The organism is Microcystis panniformis FACHB-1757, assembly GCF_001264245.1.
In the GTDB taxonomy this organism is placed as follows: domain Bacteria; phylum Cyanobacteriota; class Cyanobacteriia; order Cyanobacteriales; family Microcystaceae; genus Microcystis; species Microcystis panniformis.
Window position 1 is genome coordinate 3,358,077 of record NZ_CP011339.1, and the last position, 19,899, is coordinate 3,377,975.

A 19,899-nucleotide genomic window follows, 5' to 3' on the forward strand; every position below is an offset into this window, starting at 1 on the left:
AAATGCTTAATGTTCAGAATATCTTTAAAGATGTTAAAAATTTAACGGCTAAATTGATAGAAGTAGGATTATCAAGTCAGCAGAACTTTCCGACTTTGAATAAATTGAGTCAAAATATTTCTGAGATTAGCTATGCCAATAGTTCCGACTTATCCATTGCCCTAAAAAATGTTGCCTATCAAGATATTTATGATGAGCTTGATCGCGGGAAGAATTATAATATTAAAATGATTGATGGAGCCTTGATTCAATTACTTTATCGCTTCCAAGGATCGCAGTTATTATCCCATAGACTAGCTTTCTTCTCATCCCCTTATTTAGAATCTTTTCAAAATGAGCCAGAACTATATGAAGAAGACGAGATATTTGCCGATATTATCGCCAAAAATATTGTAGCTGTACCGATTAGATTTGATTACGATCCTGATAATTTTCAAGAGATTCATCACCCCAGATGTCATCTCACCCTAGGACAATTCAAAAACTGCCGAATTCCAGTGTCCTCCCCTTTAACACCCAGCATATTTATTGCTTTTATCCTTCTTGACATACTCCCACCGTCAAGCTACGCTGTGACGGGGGATTCTTGACCTATCACTATCGGAAATTCCTTGTTCAACGAGACAGCTTAGATTCTCAATGTCTCCATTAAGAATCCAGAGGCCGGACTCTCCCAAGGCGTTTGGGTCGGTTTCTGTTTGCCCAACAGTACCGTTGAGATGATTTCCCAAATATTGCAACCCTTTTTTAAGAATATTTATTGCTGCATTATGATCCCTATCTAAGACTGTTTTACAATTGGGGCATTGATGAGTTCTAGTGCTTAATGTTTTTTGAACTCTCGTCCCACAAACTGAACAATCTTGGCTAGTGAAATGGGGAGGAACAGCAACACAAACAATCCGATAAATCTTGGCAAAATAATTCAACCATTCAGTGAATTGATACCAAGAAGCATCACTAATCGACTTGGCAAGCTTACGGTTTTTGACTAAGTTTCTTACCTTTAAAGCCTCATAGACTACCAGATCATTAGACTGGACTAACGCCAAAGCGTCTTTAATTGCTTTGTCTTTACGTTGTCTTGATACTTTCAAGTGAAGTTTAGCTACTTTTATCCGTTGCTTGTGATAGTTTTTAGACTGTTTCTTTCCTTGACGAAACTTTTTGGATAATCTCCTTTGTGCTTTTTTCAGTCGTTTTTCTGACTTTCTTAAATAACGTGGATTCTCTACAGTATTGCCTTGGGCATCGGTATAAAATTCCTTTAACCCTAAGTCAATTCCTGTTATTTGTCCCGTTGGTTTATGGTATTCTTGCCGTTCTACGTCAATCAAAAACTGGCAATAATAACCGTCAGCACGTCTAACAACTCTTACCCGTTTAATCTGTTGTTCTGAATAATAAACTAATGTCTTTTGACTACACCATAAATCAAATTCTCCTGCTTTAAAGCCATCGGTAAATCTGATTTTACGTCGGTCATCAGATAGTTTGTAGCCCGTTAATTTGTATTCAACAGAACGACTATGCTTTTTAAATCGGGGAAAACCCTTTTTACCTGGTATCTTGGCATGACAATTATGATAAAATCGACTAATTGATTGCCAGGCTCTATCAGCAGCCGATTGACGAGCTTGAGAGTTTAATTTATTTACCCATGGTGTCTCTTTATTGTCTGCTAGTACAGCACAAAGCTTTTGAAGATCATTACGGGTTGTCCCCTTATTGTCCATCCAATAACGAACACAAGAGTTACGTACAAACTGAGAAGTTCTAATAGCTTCATCAAGTTTTTGGTATTGTTCTGGTGTCCCGTTTTTTAACTTGGCTTCTACGACTAGCATTGATTAATCCTCGACCATTGGATAGTTTAATTATAACACAGTTTACCCACAGATGGTAGTATTAAAATCGTGCTTCGCAGTTAATATCCTGGTCGGATTTCATCCCCCGCAAAGGTGAGTAAGTACCTAAGCAAAATTAATTACACATCTAAGCCACTACTCCGTCAGACTTCTGGTGTGAGGAAACAGTGAACTGAAAACTCAAATCCGATCCCTAATAGCTGTCTCCCTTCTCCCGTCTCCCGTCTCCTGTCTCGGAGTCTCCTGTCTCCTGTCTCGACTAGGAAATTAATTTTGCACGACTACTTATCTTGTCGAAAAATCTAGCGGGGGCATTCATCCGACATTTTAGGTAACTTTTACAATACAGCCTATCATCTATATTCCGAGCAGATCAATTTTAACAATCAGCGATTTCCAGAAACCATAACTGAAATAAAAACAAATATACTACATTTTGCCATTAAATCTCCCTCTCTATAGTCCCTATCGGATTTACCCTCATACAGTTCAGCAAAACCTCGAAATTTTTTCTTAAAAAAGCTTGACAAAATCCCTCAACTTGACTTATACTTTCTAGTATAATGGTAATCCGTGCCTGCCTGCGAACAGCTATTTTTTGAGAGAATTAAAGGAGTCAGGGAAAATAAAGACTCCTTAACTGAAGACAGTTTATTTGTGGAATTGGTGCAGTAGATCGCGAAATTCCTGAAAACTAATCTGATGATCGCGACCAGTATCGGCCTGCTGTAACATAGCTTCGATTTCCTTGTCTGTCACCCCTGGTTCGATCGCCTGAAGATAAGCTTTTAACTCCTCAAGGCTAATTTGTCCCGAACCATCACTATCAAATAGCTGGAATCTTTCCAATAAAATTCTTTCCTGTTGATCACGATCGCTGTCACTACTAAAAGATAGACGATCAAAGACCTGAAAAGCGCGGGCGATATTTCGCCATAATTGACGGGCCAGAGGACGATGGAGAATCGTTTCCTCCTCCTGACCAGTAACTCCGTACTGGCGACGCAAAGACTCGACAGTTTCCGTTTCTGCGGCCGGCAATTCCGTCAATAAATGCTCGATCGCCTCCCTGGAACTCTTACCGGTTAACACTTCCAGCAATTCCGATCCCACCTGGCGATCGGGGTCTTTTTTCCAAGTCACCAACAAACTTTCCAACAAAGCATCGCGGTAACTCTGCAAACGCAACCAATCCTCGCGACTATACTGCTTGTCCGGATCGAGAAGTTCGGCCGATTCCACACCCAACTCCGTTAGAATTGCCTGATGTTCGGCCTCGGTAATCGTCAACTCTAAGCGCATTTGTTCTAGGATTTCGAGGCTGTGGCCGAAGTCAGTATATCCCTCCTCCAAAGCCTCTTTTAACAAGGCTTTATAGGCTTTTAAACACTTCTGGTGTGTGAAATCCGGCAGTATCTTGGCTAACACATACACCTCATCCGCATCCAAAGCTTCCAGCGATCGCCGATCGAGATATTTAGCAGTATCGAGACCCAGTTTACCCAACTGTTTACGCAATCTTCCCGCGAGTCCTTCCCGTTGGTAAAGACCCGGATTCCTTGTCCAAGTGCGATATAACCATAAACTACTCAAAACAGCCGGTAAAATATCAGCGAAATAATACCAAAATTTTGGCAAAAGATTAATAAAAGGACGACCAGCGAAAATAAAGAAGAAATTGAAAATCAGAAAAGTTCCGACAGTAAAGACGCGGTGACGGATAATTTCTGTAGTTAAAGGCGACTTTTTGCGAATTCTATCGACTTTGTAGGCATTTTCAACTTTTTTACCGAGAAAGTAACCCAAAAAAGTGCAGATTGCCAAAGTTAAGGGGACAGCTACCAGCTTCGGAATCGCAATTGCCTGACCAGCAAGATAAAAACCCGGTTGAAAGAGGGATTCTAGTTGATTTTCTTCGTGCGCCCAAGCTCCAGAGAAATAATAGTCCCAATTGCCAGCATAGAGATAATAATAGATAACATAGCCAAAAACTAAGCCAAAATAACCGTAATAAAGCCATTGGCGATCTCTGTTGGTTATCCCATCCCAATAGGCTCTTTCCGCATCGATATCGATACAGGGACTCTGACAGGCAACACAGGCACTTTGTTCGCTACCATCTTCATGGACAATACGACACATAGATTGAGTAATCCCACCGCGACTGTCTTCATGAGCGGTGCTATTCAGTAAACCCCTCGGTTCACAGTAAATCCTTTCCACTGGACTCATGGGACAGAAATAGTTACACCAAGATTTGCCCCCATACCAATAACCCACAAAGATCGCCACTAGAATAGTAAAGATTAAAAAGCTACCCAAGACTAAGCGATCGGAATTATCAAAGAGAATCCGTCCGCATAAACCCAAAAATAACAGACTTAATTGTAGATAGAGATAATTCCGGGCTAACCAAGAGTTTTTCGGCACTTTATAGATTTCATAGCGGACTTTCCCCGATTTATCGGTGTATTTTTTCTGACGCTGTTTACCCAAAGCGCGCGGTATTTGAGAAAGAAAGGATAAAGGACAGATACGCCGCCAGAGTTCGTGACCGAATACTAATAAGATAAAAATGCTACTAGGAACCACTATTCCCCAAAAAATCGGCGCACCTAACTGATAGGAGGATTGGGGTAAGCAAACTCCCTGCACTTTAATGCACAGATCGGGATCAACTCTCAGGGGACTAGAAAGATTATTAGAATCGGTTAATTTTGCCGAAATAGGGTCAAAAAATAGAGAAAATATCAGAATTAACCAAGCGATGGTCAGAACCCATCGCAGATAGTGCATCGAGCGTTCGGGAATTTTTGCAAACATATATCTGAGTCAAGTCGTTTTGCTAAATTAATATCCAAGTTTTCAATCGATCATTCGGGAATTTGTGCAAGAATAAATCTGAGTAGTGATGTAGAAGCGACTTTTAAGGGAGATAGGAGTCTAATCCTCGAATTATCAAGCTTTTCCTTTAATAGCGGCGAAAAACTCTTCTTTTTGATAGACTAATCTTACCTTTTTCTACCCCCGAGGAAATTCCCCTTCCGGCAGCAGAATGCGGCCTTGACAAATTAACAGTGATCCGGTAGATGTAGGGAGATTGTCTTAAAATAATATCTACGGTGTTAATATCACTAAACTAGAACATTAAAGAGCGCATTAGCTTAATTCTTCTCAAAAGTTAAAATTCTATGGCTGAAAGCTTGAACCATAAATCCGAAAAACCTTCTCCTCCTCCCGTCCCCCAAGAAAATCCTTGGCTAGAAGCAGTTAAAACCATTGTCACGGCTGGAATTTTGGCCTTTGGCATCCGCACTTTTGTGGCCGAGGCCCGTTATATTCCCTCTTCTTCCATGGAACCCACTCTCCAGATTAACGATCGCCTAATTATCGAGAAAGTTAGCTATCATTTTCATAAGCCAGAACGGGGTGATATCGTGGTTTTTAGTCCGACAGCCGCCCTGAAAGCTCAAAATTTTCAGGATGCTTTTATTAAACGGGTGATTGGACTGCCGGGGGATAAGGTGGAAGTCAAAAACGGTCTAGTTCACGTCAACGGTAAAGTTTTAGCGGAAAAGTATATCGCCGAAGAACCTAATTATACTTTCGGACCGGTGACAGTTCCCCCCGATCAATATTTGGTTTTGGGCGATAATCGCAATAATAGTTATGATTCCCACGCTTGGGGCTTCGTTCCTCGGGAAAACTTAATCGGTCGCGCTGTGGTGCGTTTTTGGCCCTTCAATCGTCTGGGAGGACTTGACAACCCCGACGCTGCCACAAATCAGAATTAACGTCAAGAAAATCAATATAAAAATTCCCCCTAAAACTAGGGGGATTCGGCCATCTATTTGAACATATTACTCACGGAATTGTCCTCATGAATGCGCCATATGGCCTCACCCAGAATCGGGGCAACCGGCAAGACTTTCAGTTGCGGGAAAAAATGTTCTTGCGGCACGGGAATCGTGTTAGTAACGATCACTTCCTCGACTATACCACTGGATAAACGCTCGATCGCAGGGCCAGAAAAAACCGGATGGGTGGCACAAGCATAAACCTGTCGCGCCCCCTTGGCTTTCAGTAACTGCGCCCCTTGAGCGATCGTACCGGCCGTATCGATCATATCATCGACTAAAACCGCCGTTTTATCCTTAACATCGCCGATCAAGTTCATCACTTCCGCCACATTATGGGTTTGCCGGCGTTTATCAATAATTGCCAGGGGCGCATCATTGAGTTTTTTGGCAAAGGCCCGCGCCCTAGCCACCCCACCCACATCGGGAGAAACCACGACGATATCGGGTAATTTTTTACTGAGAAGATAGTCCACCACCACTGGGGAACCATAAACGTGATCGAAGGGAATATCGAAATAACCTTGAATTTGGGCCGAATGCAAATCCATGGCCAACACGCGACTTGCCCCCGCTTCCGTGATCAGATTAGCCACCAGTTTAGCGGCGATCGATTCCCGGCCAGCGGTTTTGCGATCGGCGCGAGCATAACCATAATAGGGAATTACGGCGGTAATTTGTCGGGCAGAAGCACGACGACAGGCATCAATCATGATCAACAATTCCATCAAATGATCGTTGACGGGATTGCAACAGGGTTGAATTAAATAGACATCACAGCCGCGGATCGATTCCTGAATCTGGATGTACAATTCACCATCGGCGAAACGTTTACGAATCATCGGCCCCACATCCATACCCAGATAACGGGCCACCTCTTGGGCGAGAGGTACATTAGCGGATCCCGAAAAGAGACGAAGACGATTGCTGTCCGACGCGGCGGGAAACATCGGATGTCGCATCAAAGTAGCAGAATAGCTCACAGCAGATTCTTTACCCTCAAACTCAAGGCACTTTTTTCTATCATCTCAGTTTTGTTGAAAATCTGAGTGGATTTCTTTGTTAGATCTCAATCATAACCAATTACCGATCATCTTCGAGCCATTGCTGCTAAAAGGGGCAGCAACGGCCATGGCAAAATTGCCGCCAGATTTTGTCAAAACCGATTAACGTTTGGCTAACTTTTTCACCGGTAATTTACGCAGACGGATCGATTTCGGGGTAATTTCTACCAACTCATCTGGTCCGATGTATTCGAGGGCGCGTTCGAGACTCATATCCACGGGGGATTGTAACTGAACCAATTCATCCCCGGTGGCGGAACGATGGTTAGTTAACTGTTTAGTTTTGCAGATATTGATCTCCACGTCCTGGGGTCGGTTGCTTTCGCCGATAATCATGTTTTTATACACTTTTGTCCCCGGAGTAATAAAGAATACCCCCCGGTCCTCGGCGTTTTTGAGGGCGTAGAAAGTGGCGACTCCTTCCTCAAAGGCAGTAATCACGCCATTGTAACGGGTGGCTAATTCCCCGGAGAAAGGACGATATTCGAGAAAACTATGGTTCATAATCCCCTCACCGCGACTCAGACGGATAAATTCGCCCCGGAAACCGATTAAACCTCGGGCCGGAATCACGAATTCCAATTGAGTACGGCCATTGCTGCCCGTCTGCATATCCTGCATTTCCCCTTTCCGTTGGCCGAGACGTTCGATACTGGAACCCACCGCTTCTTCGGGTACATCTAAAACGAGGTATTCGTAGGGTTCGCAGGGTTGACCGTTAATTTCCCGATAGATAACCTGCGGCTGGGATACTTGGAATTCGTAGCCTTCCCGACGCATGGTTTCGATGAGAATGCCTAAATGCAGTTCTCCCCGGCCCGAAACCAGGAATTTCTCGGCAGAATCACTTTCTTCCACCCGCAGAGCGACGTTAGTTTCTAATTCTCGCATTAGACGATCGCGAATTTGCCGCGAGGTGACAAAAGTGCCTTCCTGACCGGCAAAGGGAGAATCGTTCACCGAGAAGGTCATTTGTAGGGTCGGTTCATCAACTTTAATTAGGGGTAAAGCTTGCGGGTCATCGGCTAAAGTTACGGTTTCCCCGATGTTAGCGTCGGCAAAACCAGCCACAGCAACGATATTACCGGCGCTGGCCTCGTTTAGTTCCACCCGTTTGAGGCCCTCAAAACCAAGAAGTTTTGTTATTTTACCCTTGACAACCGCGCCCGTATCCTTTACTAAAGCAGCCTGTTGACCAGCTTTAATTACGCCGTTATGGATGCGGCCGATAACGATGCGTCCTAAGTATTCCGAGTAATCGAGGGTGGTTACTTGCAGCTGTAGGGGTTTGTTAACGTCCCCGGCCGGTGGTGGAACGTGGTGTAAAATCGCCTCAAACAGGGGCTGCATATCTTTGTCTTCGTCTTCGAGGCTTTCTTTGGCGAATCCTTGCATCCCGGAAGCGAACAGAGTAGTAAAATCACATTGGTCGTCATCGGCACCCAGTTCCACAAACAGATCGAAAACTTTGTCCACGGCTAGGTTAGGATCGACGTTAGGGCGATCGATTTTATTGACCACGACAATCGGTCTTAATCCCTTTTCTAGGGCTTTTTTCAGCACAAAACGGGTTTGGGGCATCGGCCCCTCGTTAGCATCGACAATCAGGATACAACCGTCCACCATACCTAAAACCCGTTCCACTTCGCCACCAAAGTCGGCGTGACCGGGAGTATCGACGATGTTAATCAGGGTGTCTTGGTAACGAACAGCGGTGTTTTTGGCCAGAATGGTGATACCGCGTTCTCTTTCGAGGTCATTGGAATCCATGACGCAGGTGGGTACATCTTCCCCTTCTCGAAAGATCCCCGACTGTTTGAGGAGTGCATCGACGAGGGTGGTTTTCCCGTGGTCAACGTGAGCAATGATAGCAACGTTACGGATAGGCAGAGACATAAAATATTGAAGTAGTCTTAGGTTTATTTTTACAAGTAAACATTTCTTAATAATTCTAGCTTAGACTGACCAGCACCGTTAGCAAATCTTTATTTTTCCTTGCTTTCCCATCAGCAAGCTCTACTGATTACTGTTGACAGACTCCCCAAACCCTAGGCAAGCAACCCACCCTCACAGGAGTCGAGACGATAGAAAAGACGACTGGAGGCAGGGGGTAGGGGTAAATTGAAGCTAGAGTGAAAATCCTCTTGAACTTTGTAGGTTAAGCGGGGGGAAACTTGGCGAACAATTTGCGTCAATAGTTTATCACCGGTTTTTTGGAGAATGGGACGGGGAATTTTATAAATAAACTTGGGAAACTTAACCATAACATCCATACGCAGTTCCCAGGTGACTTGGGTGATAACCGCCGGAATATCCCGTCCTCGTTGCCGAAAAATTGCCTCAATTTCCTGACTAGGAGAAGATAGCGGCATTTCCTCTAGTTTCATAATTGCCTGATAATCCACTAGATAGCCCAAAAACGGTTGATCGGGAATGGGAACACTACGAGTATGATAGACTCCATTGACGGGCAGCTCTAGAACCACAGCGATTTTCGGCTCCAGTTCATAGCCAAAAGCACCATATTTACCGATGGTGATAATATAACCATTGTCACCGAAGGGCAGAGTTTTCATCGGTTCGGCACAACGACAAAACCAACCTTCGTGAGCGCGGAGATAATCGGCAACCTTGTCCTGATTGCTATACATATCCATAGATCCGGCAAAATGGGTTTGAAAACCGAGAAATTGATTGTCTTCTTTGACTTCTACAGATTCGCGAGCTAGGGAGTTAATGGGGGGACGCTGCATGACTTATAAACTGGGCAAATGATAGTACTAGAAACAGTTGGGGATTAACTGCCAAAGGATCAGGGAAATTTGTAGAATTGAGATTAGTGTAACGTATTGTTAAAAACTATTAGGTCAAGAAGCGATGAAAGCATTTGTAGCAGGAGCCACGGGGGAAACGGGACGGCGAATCGTTGCCCAATTAGTCGAACGTCAGATTCCCGTGCGCGCTTTGGTGAGAAACCGCGAGAAAGCGGCGGAAATTTTGCCCGCAGGGGTGGAAATCGTCGTCGGAGATGTGCAACAGGCCGATAAGTTAGAGGCACTCATCGCTGATTGTAGCGTTTTGTTATGCGCCACGGGAGCCAGACCGAGTTTTAATCCCACGGAACCTTTGTTAGTGGACTACTTGGGAACTAAAAATCTCATCGATGCCGCTAAAAAGAAAGGAATTGAGCATTTTGTTTTGGTTACTTCCCTCTGTGTATCGAACTTTTTCCATCCCCTTAATCTCTTTTGGTTAATTTTATTCTGGAAAAAACAAGCGGAAGACTATTTAATCAATAGTGGACTAACCTACACGATTGTGCGCCCCGGAGGCCTTAAAAACGAGGACAATCTTAATGCCATTAAAATGTCATCTGCCGATACCCTTTCTGAGGGCAATATTCCCCGCACAAAAGTGGCCTCGGTTTGTGTAGAATCCCTATTTTATCCCGCCGCTAACAATAAAATTCTTGAAATTGTTGCTCCCTCAGATGCTCCCAATCTCGATTGGACACAATTGTTTCAAAGTGTCAGCTAAACAGTAATCAGTAATCAGTAATCAGTAAGTAGGTGGGTGGAATTAAATATAAGATGAACGTAGGTTGGGTTGAAGTATGAAACCCAACCCCCGCATGGGTTACGCTACCGCTAACCCATCCTACAAATAATTGTGCCTCCCTAATTAGGGTTTGCTGAAAAAGTAAAAAACAAAAACTCTCAAAAATCAGCCCGAATTTAAGATAAGTTTTTCTGTTGAGAAATCAGCTTTTTTATCATCTTTTCTAATCAAAGAGGGATGAATAAAGCTAAATTTAGATGTATAAAGAAATAGGGACAAAAAAAGACAGTTAACCTGTCTAAGCAGGTTAGAAAGATTGATGACTAAAAAAGTAATGGCAATGGAAGTTTCTGAAGTTTTATCAAGTTTTGTCATGATACAATCAAGACTATATCTTCTTTTTGCTTGACCAAATTTACCTTCAATTGCATTCCGAATTCCTTCATCCTCAAGAGCTTGTTTTTTAGTTTCTTTACTAATATTTTTAGGTGGTCTTCCTAGAGGAACTCCACTGATTCTAATTCCTCTTTCTTTACACCAAGCTAGATTTTTTCTAGTTCGATAAATTTTATCAACATGAACTGATTCTGGATAATATCCTGTGAATTCTTTATACTCTTCTACTTGCGCTTGTAAGTCCCCAGATTCATTAAAATTATCCCAACTTAAATGGTCTAAAAATACATAACTCTCAAAACAGCTTACTGAGATTTTTGCTCCAAATTCAACTGGTTTTCCTGCTTTTCCTCTAACGATAGGGCGGATGTGTGGTTGGGTTATACTCACAATTCTATCATCAATTCTCGATGATTTATTTTCCCACATCCACAATTGTTGACGATAAACTTCTGTCACCACTAACAACATTTTGTAGTTTCTTTTGCTGAGACTACTTAACTCTGATCCCCCTCGATTAATTTCTCTATTTGAGATAGATTTCTTTTGATATATTGCAGTTGCTTCTTGATAGCTTCTCGTCTTTCTTTTTGAGAACAACGACGTTTTTTGGCTACTTTTAAATAATCTTTTCTCGCTCTTTTTCTATAAGTTCTTGGCTTTTTCTTCAGCTTGATTCTCAAACTTTGATAGAGACAATCTAGAATGTTTTCTGTTTTCTTTCTTGCTTGATTTAATATCCCTAAATCCTGGGGATAACTTAGATCAGCAGGTGCGCAACTTGCATCTAATATTAATTTTCCTTTATTTTTTATTTGACTCTCTTTTTCTTCTTCTTTTCTTTCACTTTTTTCTTCAATTTCCTTCTTTTTTCTCTCTCTCATCACCATTCTTTTATTAATTTTATTGATTAAATTCTTACTGATTCTTTTACGAAAATTAACGAACATTGTCGCATCAAATAGAGCTTCATTACTATAGGCTGACATCCCTAGAAAATACTGTAAATAGGGGTTTTCCTTGATTTGCTCTATGGTTTCCCTGTCGCTTGTTTTTAATTTTTCCTTAATAATTAATGCTCCTAATGCCATCCTAAATGGTTTGGCTGGCGCACCCATTTCTTCGTCAAAATTTTGGGCATATTCTTCTTCAAATTCTTCCCAGGGAATTAACTCTGCCATTATTATCCAGCGATTATCTGCTGATAATTTTCCCTCAAAAGGCAACTCAAAGTTTTCTGGGGCAATTGAAGACTCGTTCGTTTTTCGGTACATATGTTCTTGTCGGATAAGTGCAAGGGTATTTTAGCAATTTTAGCCGTTTTCTGTCCCTTTTTCTTGACTTTTTGGGAATTTAATATGGCTGTAATCCTTATATCATAAGTATTTCACAGTTATTCAGCAAACCCTAATTAATTAACTTAGGCTCTCCTAGACTGCTTATAGCAAATTAGTAGTTTAAATGAGCCTAAAGCCTTAAATAGCCTGGAATCCAACAAAGCAAAAAGCTTTTTTTATTAAAATTGCTTTTTTAAATTCTGGTGAGCCTTACTTGGCAAAGCTTGCGTCGATTATTTTTTGCTAATATATCATAACTACTCTAGAAGAGTTTTAACTTAAAACTTACATCTGATAACTGATAACTGATAACTGATAACTGATAACTGATAACTGATAACTGATTTAGTCTGATTTTGATCGGGAGAGAAAATTTCAATCAACCATTCAGGAGCGATCGCAAAATTATTTAATACTTTTCCCTCGGCATCGCGGGGAATATTTTCCCAGAGAAAAACTGAAACATCAGGAACTAGAGAACGACTGCCAAAACTACAACGCAATTCAGGATAGGCACGGGCAATTCGTTGGGGTTTTAGACTAGCGTTAATAGCCGGAACTAAATCACCTTGAATAGTGCTATGTTTACCTTGGGGCATCGGTTTAGGAATAATTTGACCGTCAATAAATTCCTTGGGGGGTTTAGTTTCTGGTAATTGTAGAAATTCCCTTAGGGTCAGGGAATTATTAACAGTGACAACCATAAAATTTTTTTATTGATCGTTATGATCGTTAATTTTATCGCAATTTATCCAAGCAGAGAAGATCAAAAACAGTTATATAAAAATGTCCGTCACATCGCTGGGACAGGGTTGGGTTTGGTGGTGGTGCAGAAATGCGTGGAACTACACGGTAGCTCGATCGAAATTGCTAGTATCTCCTGTAATGGAATCACTGTCACGATTCTATTACCGAAAGTGACCGGAAAATAAATAAATCGGAGCGAGAATGATTCTCAATGGGGGGAAAACTTCCGGGGAAGAAATTAGGAAACACCACCCAGACGGGCATATTCTAAAATTGACTGGCTAAGAGCATCGCGATCATCGCGGGTGAGGTAATAATTCCGGCCGCCGATATCATTGAGAAATCGCAGTAGAGCAAGACAAGCGGACTCTAGATCAGCCCGGTGTCGGGCAGCCGCTAAAGCTTGTTCAGAGGTGGCATAAACTAGGCAATCGCTAATTCCTTCGCTGCCATCCACTCGCCAACATTGAAAAGAATAACCCTGCATTTCTAGGATCAATTCAATCTGCCAACCGTGATAGTCAAATCGCGTGTAAATCATGTCAAGCAGCCCCGTTTAGGAGAGGAGAGTCACAGGTTTGACCGCTCTGATTGTCTAGAAGCCCTGCACCTGTCTAACTCTCTAATTTAACGGGTGATTATGGAAACCCTCTGCAAACTTCGTGCAGATTTCGTGCAGAAATGATTTTGTCCACTGTCCCAAGGCAGATATTACTTTAAACGATAACCAAGACCGTGAACGGTTTCAATAAAGTCTTCCGGCGCGCCGAGGGATTTTAGCTTGTGACGAAGACCGCGAATATGGGAAGTAACGGTTTCCTCGGCTGGAGAATCGTCCAAAGACCAAACTCGCTCAATAATACCCGATCGACTTAAGACCCGGCGCCCATGGGTAACAAGTAATTCTAAGAGAGCGAATTCCTTGGGGGTGAGGGAAAGAAGTTGACCGTTATAACTGGCCTCGTGGGTACTGGGATTTAACTGCAAACCCCCCCAAGATAATAAAACACTGCTGGTACTGCTGCCACGTCGGATCAAGGCCCGAATCCGCGCCATTAATTCGCCCAAATCGAAGGGTTTAGTGACATAATCATCGGCCCCTGCGTCTAATCCGTCGATTTTATCGATTACCGTATCCCTTGCGGTTAATAATAGGACGGGAACGGTGGCATTAGCAGAGACGGGATGATGGGATTCCGCTCGTCGCAGACGTTGACAGAGTAAAGTTCCGCTTAATTTTGGCAGGGTGACATCGAGAACTAAAAGATCATATTTGCCTAATTCTAGCCAATTCCAGCCTTCTTCTCCGTCTCTAGCCACATCGACAACGTATTGTCGCTCGCTCAAGGCCTCTCGCAAAATCTCGGCTAGTTGCATATCATCTTCTACTACTAAAATTCGCATGGTCTAGAGATGGAGTAAGCTGGAAATAGCGTCGGTTAACTCCTGATGAATTGGCTCAAACAAGGAAAATGGATCGCGGGAGGTTTCGGGCTAACTGTCTTACTGATGGGAACTATTAGCCTAGTTTCCTATCGCAATACCCTCGCCCTGCGTCAGCGCGCTGCTGAGGTGGAAGTTACCTACGAGATTATCGATAATCTCGCTAATCTTTACGCTAACATGGCGGTGGCCGAATCGGGAAGACGGGGTTATATCAAAACTGGCAGCCCTAGTGAATTGGGCCGTCATCGTCGGGCGATCGCTTTGATGCAATCTAACTGGCAACTCTTGGCTAAACAATTAGAAAACGGCACGGATTTTGAGCGCGAAATGGTGACTCAGATCGGGGATTTAATGTATCGGCGAATTGCTCTATTTAATCAATCGATCGCTACCTATAAATCTGATCAATCTGATGATATTTCTCAAGATGCAATCACGGTTAAAAGTGTCGATATCCGGGATAAGTTTCAAAATCTTCTTACCTATTTACAAGCTAGTCAGAAAAGGAATTTAAGAAGTAGCATCGCTAGTTCTAGGGATAGTATTCGCGAAAATTCTCTGTTGGGTTTACTGGGAACTTTTACTAGCTTTGGGATTATTTGCGGAGTTTATTTCTTAGTTTTTTGGCAAGAGAAACGGCGACAAAAAAGTGATGAAATTCACCGGTTATTACTACAGGAAAAAGAACTTTCCGATCTAAAAATTCAGCTTTTTTCTATGATATCCCATGAATTCCGAACTCCTTTAACCGTGATTCTTTCCGCCTCGCAGTTATTAGAAAATGGCTTAAAAGATGCAGAACAGTCGAGCAGAAAAAACCTATATAGAATCCAGTCTTCTGTCAAGCTAATGAATCAATTCTTAACAGATATTTTGATTTTAACAAGGGCAGAATCTGGTAATCTCAGTTGTCGGCTAGAGCCGCTCGATATTGAAGCTTTTTGTTTAAATTTAGTCGAGGATTTTCAATTTATCAATAAAAATAATACGCCGATTAAATTTGTCAGTCAGGGATTGATGATTCGTCCCTATCTAGATGAGAAACTGCTCTACTCGATTTTAAGTAATTTACTCTTAAATGCGATTAAATATTCCCCCACAGGAGCAGGGATTAGTTTGATTTTGGGGAAAGATAGCGATCGCATTGTTTTTCAAGTCCGGGATCACGGTATCGGCATTGCCGAGGAAGATAGAGGTAAGATCTATGAACCCTTTTATCGGGGTCAGAATGTGGAAAATATTATCGGCACGGGATTGGGGTTAGCAGTGGTTAAAAAATGCGTCGAACTCCACCGCGGCGAAATCGCCCTAGATAGCCAAGTGGATAAGGGAACAAGCTTTACCGTCAAACTGCCCATTTCACCCTAGTTCCAGCTTGAGAGGTCTAAATAGGGTCTGCTGAAAAAGTTTTTCCTGGGGGTAGGAGTCAGGAGTCAGGAGCCGGTCGTTTCAGGCTTTGTTGCCCTTGTTTTTTGTACCAAGCGATGTACTACAAGAAGGATAATGCAAGGTTTTTGAAAGTCCCAATCCTATTTTCTTGCACTAACATCGGACTTTAACAGGTCAAAAGCTTTATTTTAAAAGGGTTTTACCATTATTCAGCAAGCCCTAAAGATTACAAAATTTAACTTTCTTTCTTCCGAAATGGGACGAAAGCAACGGAGAATTTTTATCTTCTAGATTGATCGCTCGCAAAGTCCAATCTCGATCGATCCTGAAACCGCCACCAGTGCCTGATCGCGGCCCGAATTAGTCCAGAATCAACTCCCTCCGGGTTGATGGCATCGCAACTTTTAGGCAAAAATAGGGCTTTTACCGCCCAAAAAGCCTATATTTGGGCTATTTACCCGCCAGTTGACCCCTGATTTTTGCAGCCAGTTGACTCTCCTGGGGAACTGGTCACGGTTTCCTGATAGGATAAGGTGACTTGGGATTAACTTATGGTGTTGAAAATATGTCTCTAAAACCTTACATTTCTCGCTTATTAGCTTTGGTTCTCGTCCTGGTCATCGGATTGATGGGTTGTTCTAGTAGTTCGCGGTTAACCGGCAATTATGGACAGGATACCCTGACGGTGATTGAAACTTTAACCACAGCCCTTGATTTAGTCAAAGATGACCCGAATAAAGCGGCAGTTGAGTCGCAAGCAAAGGAACAAATCAACGATTACATCTCCCTCTACCGACGAGATAAAAAATCCGGGGGTTTGCGTTCTTTCACTACTATGCAAACAGCCTTAAACTCTCTAGCTGGTTATTATACCGCCTACGGTTCCCGTCCCATCCCCGACAAACTCAAACAACGTTTAAAACAAGAATTTAAACAGGTGCAATTCTCTCTCCAGAAAGGAATTTAGATACAGATTAGGGGTTGGGTGTTAGGGTTTTAGGGGGTTAGGGTTTTGGGGTATTAGTTGAAATCCCCCCATCTCCCCACACCCCACACCCCACACCCCACACCCCACTCCTGTAAAAATCAGACCAAATCTGGTTAGACTAGAAATACAAAGCGTATTATAAAAAACTACAAAATTGATTCAAGACGAAACCCTAGAATTATTGGAATGGCCGCGGCTATGTCAACACCTAGCTACTTTTGCAGCGACTAAACTCGGTGCGATCGCGATTCGTCAATTGCCGTTACCAGAAAGCAAAGAGGAAAGTTTAAACCTACTCTGCCAAACCAAAGAAGTTTATAGCTTAGAACAAAAATTAGATAGTCGTCTTTCCTTTGATGGGATTACCGACATCGGTGATGCCCTAGAAAGGGCGCATCTGGGGGGGTTATTATCGGGACAGGAACTTTTAAATATTGCCACGACTTTGGCCGGAGTGCGACGTTTACGGCGTTTAATTGACGAACAGGAAGATATACCAGTTTTAAAAGAGTTAGTAGCCGAAATTCGCACCTATCCAGAGATAGAACAGGAAATACACCGTTGTATCGATGAAGATGGCCGGATATCCGATCGCGCTAGTCCCCAATTACGGGAAATTCGGGGACAAATGAAGGTGATTAAAGAGCGAATTTACCGCAAATTGCAGGATATCATGCAAAAACAGGGCGGTGCTATCCAAGAAGCGGTCATTACCCAAAGAAGCGACCGCTGGGTGATTCCCGTCAAAGCAGCACAAAAAGAGCAAATACCGGGGATAATTCACGATACTTCCAGCACAGGAGCGACTTTTTACATTGAACCTCACTCTATCGTTGACCAAGGCAATCAACTGCGGCAATATCGTCGTCAGGAACAAATCGAAGAAGAAAAAATCCTGCGGCAGTTAAGTAATACAATCGCCGAAGCCTTTGACGACTTAGAATATTTACTTGCGATCGCTACTAGGCTCGATCTGGCCACCGCCAGGGCCCGTTACAGTTTATGGTTAGAGGGTAATCCCCCCCACTTTATCGATGGTTCGGAAACGATTACTTTACGGAATTTGCGTCATCCTTTGCTCTGGTGGCAAAAACACCATGAACAGGGGGGGGAGGTCGTACCAATAAATGTGCAGATTACCCCAGAAATTCGCGTTGTTGCCATCACCGGACCAAATACCGGCGGAAAAACCGTTACTTTAAAAACCCTCGGATTAGCGGCTTTAATGGCGAAAGCGGGCCTGTTTATTCCAGCGCGGGAACCGGTAGAGATACCCTGGTTCGATCACGTTTTAGCCGATATCGGGGATGAACAGTCTTTGCAACAGAGTTTATCGACTTTTTCGGGTCACATTCGCCGGATTGTCCGCATTTTAGCGGCTTTAAATTCTCGTTCCTTGGTTTTACTCGATGAGGTGGGAGCAGGTACGGATCCGGCTGAGGGAAGTCCTTTAGCGATCGCTATTTTACAATACCTCGCTGATCATAGTTTATTGACGGTGGCTACCACTCACTACGGGGAATTAAAAGCGTTAAAGTATCGAGATTCTCGCTTTGAAAATGCCTCGGTAGAGTTTGATGATCGCACTCTTTCCCCCACTTATCGACTATTATGGGGCATTCCGGGGCGTTCTAATGCTTTAACTATTGCCCAGCGTTTGGGATTAAGTCCCGAAATTGTGGCCGAAGCGAGAAATCATCTGGGGGGGTTATCGGAGGAGATAAATCAAGTAATTGCTGGTTTGGAAGCGCAAAGACGGGAACAGGAGTCAAAAGCTCAAGAAGCTAGTCAATTACTCCAACAAACGGAGAAATTTTATACAGAAGTTTCCACGCGGGCTAATTCTCTACAGGAGAGAGAGCGAGAATTAAAGCGTTATCAGGAGCAGGAGATACAAAAGGCTTTATTATCGGCAAAAGCAGAGATTAATGACGTTATTCGCCGATTGCAAGCGGGAACAAAAACTGGTAAAGATGCCCAAAAAGCCACAGAGGAGTTAACTGCGATCGCAGAAAGGTTATTACCAAAAACGGAAAAAACTAAGGTTAATTATCGTCCGCAAGTGGGGGAAAGGGTACGCTTGCCCAATTTGGGACAAACTGCCGAAGTTTTAGCAATTTCACCAGAATCAGAGGAGATTTCCCTGCGTTTCGGGATGATGAAGATGACCCTACCCTTAGATCAGATTGAGTCTTTGGATGGTCAAAAAGTGGAAACTGCGCCAAAAACTGCCAAAAATTTGCCCCAAACTCCCACAAAACCCCAGGAGACCCCTTTAATTCGTACTGCTAATAATACTGTCGATATTCGCGGTTCCAGGGTGGCAGAGTCAGAAACGGATATCGAACAGGCGATCGTCAGAGCCACCCCATCGGGTATATTATGGATTATTCACGGTAAAGGTACGGGGAAATTGCGTCAAGGTGTTCACGATTTCCTATCCCGTCATCCCCAGGTAAAACGCTTTCAATTAGCACCCCAAAATGAGGGCGGTTCGGGGGTAACTATCGCTTATTTAACTTAGGGTCTGCTGAATAGGTTTTTTGTCGGGTTAGAAGTCAGTTATCAGTTATCAGTTATCAGTTATCAGTTATCAGATGTGAGTTATCAGTTCACTGTTTACTGATCACTGAAAATACTCCCCAACTCCCACTCTGCAATAACTACTGGCAGCCAGAAATACGTTGGGTTACTATCATACTTTGTGCTTTTTGTCAAAAAAACTTTTTTTTTGCAATAAAACTACACAAAAAAAAGATCATCGTTATGGGTGAAATTGACTCATTTACCCGTCTTAATTAGGATCAACTTCTAGGTGTGGCAAGGGTTTCAACCGTTGCTGCCCAAAAAAGCACAAGATAACCCATTATGAAATTCTATCAAATCGCTGTTACCATTGGAACATCGTTGTTAAATAAAAATCTTTCTCAATTAATTCTTAAGAATTTATAAATATTACGGAATGTTAATTTAAATATTCTCAAGTTTTTGGAGTCAGTAGATAATTTTTGCTTATCTTTGACCAACATTGGGTTAGAAGTCAGGAGTCGGGAGATAGGGTGATAGGGTTTTGGGGTTTTGGGGTGTTAGGGTTTTAGTTGAAATTCCCCCACTTCCCCACTTCCCCACTTCCCCACCTCCCCACCTCCCCACTTCCCCACTTCCCCACTTCCCCACTTCCCCACCTCCCCACTTCCCCACTTCCCCACTTCCCCACTTCCCCACTTCCCCACTTCCCACTGTGCAAGA

At 42.9% G+C, this 19,899-nt stretch carries 16 protein-coding genes and 1 pseudogene; 7 read left to right on the plus strand and 10 right to left on the minus strand.

Annotation, left to right across the window (positions count from 1 at the left end):
• Positions 1 to 2: 2 nt before the first annotated feature.
• The gene (locus VL20_RS16215) at positions 3 to 590 is read left to right on the plus strand and encodes a DUF2290 domain-containing protein (protein WP_052277095.1); all 588 of its coding nucleotides are present in this window, start codon (positions 3 to 5) and stop codon (positions 588 to 590) included.
• Here the strand turns inward: VL20_RS16215 and VL20_RS16220 are convergent.
• Together VL20_RS16220 and VL20_RS16225 are read right to left on the minus strand one after the other, a co-directional pair.
• Positions 561 to 1,847, minus strand: coding sequence for an RNA-guided endonuclease InsQ/TnpB family protein (locus VL20_RS16220; protein ID WP_052277096.1), 1,287 nt, complete (start codon positions 1,845 to 1,847; stop codon positions 561 to 563). The two genes, VL20_RS16215 and VL20_RS16220, sit on opposite strands and share 30 nt — an antisense overlap.
• A 672-nt stretch (positions 1,848 to 2,519) precedes the next feature.
• Positions 2,520 to 4,691 (minus strand): EF-hand domain-containing protein, encoded by a 2,172-nt coding sequence (locus tag VL20_RS16225; protein WP_052277097.1) that lies wholly within the window; start codon positions 4,689 to 4,691, stop codon positions 2,520 to 2,522.
• A gap of 368 nt (positions 4,692 to 5,059) precedes the next feature.
• Here VL20_RS16225 and lepB point away from each other — a divergent pair, with 368 nt between their 5' ends.
• A complete protein-coding gene (gene lepB, locus VL20_RS16230; RefSeq protein WP_052277098.1) occupies positions 5,060 to 5,662 on the plus strand; it encodes a signal peptidase I in 603 nt (200 codons plus the stop codon).
• 53 nt (positions 5,663 to 5,715) lie between these two features.
• On the opposite strand, the gene VL20_RS16235 is transcribed toward lepB, so the two are convergent.
• The 3 genes from VL20_RS16235 to VL20_RS16245 form a co-directional block, all read right to left on the minus strand.
• On the minus strand, positions 5,716 to 6,675 hold the full coding sequence (locus tag VL20_RS16235; protein WP_249264883.1) for a ribose-phosphate pyrophosphokinase: 960 nt from the start codon (positions 6,673 to 6,675) through the stop codon (positions 5,716 to 5,718).
• A 216-nt stretch (positions 6,676 to 6,891) separates the two neighbouring features.
• Positions 6,892 to 8,685, minus strand: a complete 1,794-nt coding sequence (typA, locus tag VL20_RS16240) for a translational GTPase TypA (protein WP_002796752.1) — start codon at positions 8,683 to 8,685, stop codon at positions 6,892 to 6,894.
• A 152-nt stretch (positions 8,686 to 8,837) separates the two neighbouring features.
• A complete protein-coding gene (locus VL20_RS16245; protein ID WP_052277100.1) occupies positions 8,838 to 9,542 on the minus strand; it encodes a DUF1997 domain-containing protein in 705 nt (234 codons plus the stop codon).
• Positions 9,543 to 9,666: 124 nt separating this feature from the next.
• Here VL20_RS16245 and VL20_RS16250 point away from each other — a divergent pair, with 124 nt between their 5' ends.
• Positions 9,667 to 10,326, plus strand: a complete 660-nt coding sequence (locus tag VL20_RS16250) for an SDR family oxidoreductase (RefSeq protein WP_052277101.1) — start codon at positions 9,667 to 9,669, stop codon at positions 10,324 to 10,326.
• Between the two features lie 186 nt (positions 10,327 to 10,512).
• Here the strand turns inward: VL20_RS16250 and VL20_RS16255 are convergent.
• Positions 10,513 to 12,017 (minus strand): IS5 family transposase gene (locus VL20_RS16255; RefSeq protein WP_128575130.1). Its coding sequence is split into 2 segments (ribosomal slippage): positions 10,513 to 11,258 and positions 11,258 to 12,017, totalling 1,506 coding nucleotides; the frame shifts between segments, so codons are not numbered across the junction.
• Positions 12,018 to 12,418: 401 nt separating this feature from the next.
• A pseudogene (locus VL20_RS16260) lies at positions 12,419 to 12,784 on the minus strand (Uma2 family endonuclease); the annotation flags it as partial.
• Between the two features lie 21 nt (positions 12,785 to 12,805).
• Here VL20_RS16260 and VL20_RS16265 point away from each other — a divergent pair.
• Complete coding sequence (locus VL20_RS16265; protein WP_052277103.1) at positions 12,806 to 13,012, plus strand: ATP-binding protein; 207 nt, start codon at positions 12,806 to 12,808, stop codon at positions 13,010 to 13,012.
• A gap of 53 nt (positions 13,013 to 13,065) precedes the next feature.
• Here the strand turns inward: VL20_RS16265 and VL20_RS16270 are convergent, their stop codons facing one another.
• Positions 13,066 to 13,368 (minus strand): hypothetical protein, encoded by a 303-nt coding sequence (locus VL20_RS16270; RefSeq protein ID WP_052277104.1) that lies wholly within the window; start codon positions 13,366 to 13,368, stop codon positions 13,066 to 13,068.
• 170 nt (positions 13,369 to 13,538) lie between these two features.
• A complete protein-coding gene (locus tag VL20_RS16275) occupies positions 13,539 to 14,231 on the minus strand; it encodes a response regulator transcription factor (RefSeq protein WP_002758477.1) in 693 nt (230 codons plus the stop codon).
• A 45-nt stretch (positions 14,232 to 14,276) separates the two neighbouring features.
• Between VL20_RS16275 and VL20_RS16280 the strand changes: the two genes are divergently transcribed.
• The 3 genes from VL20_RS16280 (at position 14,277) to VL20_RS16290 (ending at position 19,174) form a co-directional block, all read left to right on the plus strand.
• Positions 14,277 to 15,641 (plus strand): sensor histidine kinase, encoded by a 1,365-nt coding sequence (locus tag VL20_RS16280; RefSeq protein ID WP_052277105.1) that lies wholly within the window; start codon positions 14,277 to 14,279, stop codon positions 15,639 to 15,641.
• Between the two features lie 586 nt (positions 15,642 to 16,227).
• A complete protein-coding gene (psb27, locus tag VL20_RS16285) occupies positions 16,228 to 16,629 on the plus strand; it encodes a photosystem II protein Psb27 (RefSeq protein WP_043998990.1) in 402 nt (133 codons plus the stop codon).
• Between the two features lie 175 nt (positions 16,630 to 16,804).
• Positions 16,805 to 19,174, plus strand: coding sequence for an endonuclease MutS2 (locus tag VL20_RS16290; protein WP_052277106.1), 2,370 nt, complete (start codon positions 16,805 to 16,807; stop codon positions 19,172 to 19,174).
• A gap of 509 nt (positions 19,175 to 19,683) precedes the next feature.
• Here the strand turns inward: VL20_RS16290 and VL20_RS29095 are convergent.
• A complete protein-coding gene (locus VL20_RS29095) occupies positions 19,684 to 19,890 on the minus strand; it encodes a hypothetical protein (RefSeq protein ID WP_128575238.1) in 207 nt (68 codons plus the stop codon).
• Positions 19,891 to 19,899: the final 9 nt, after the last annotated feature.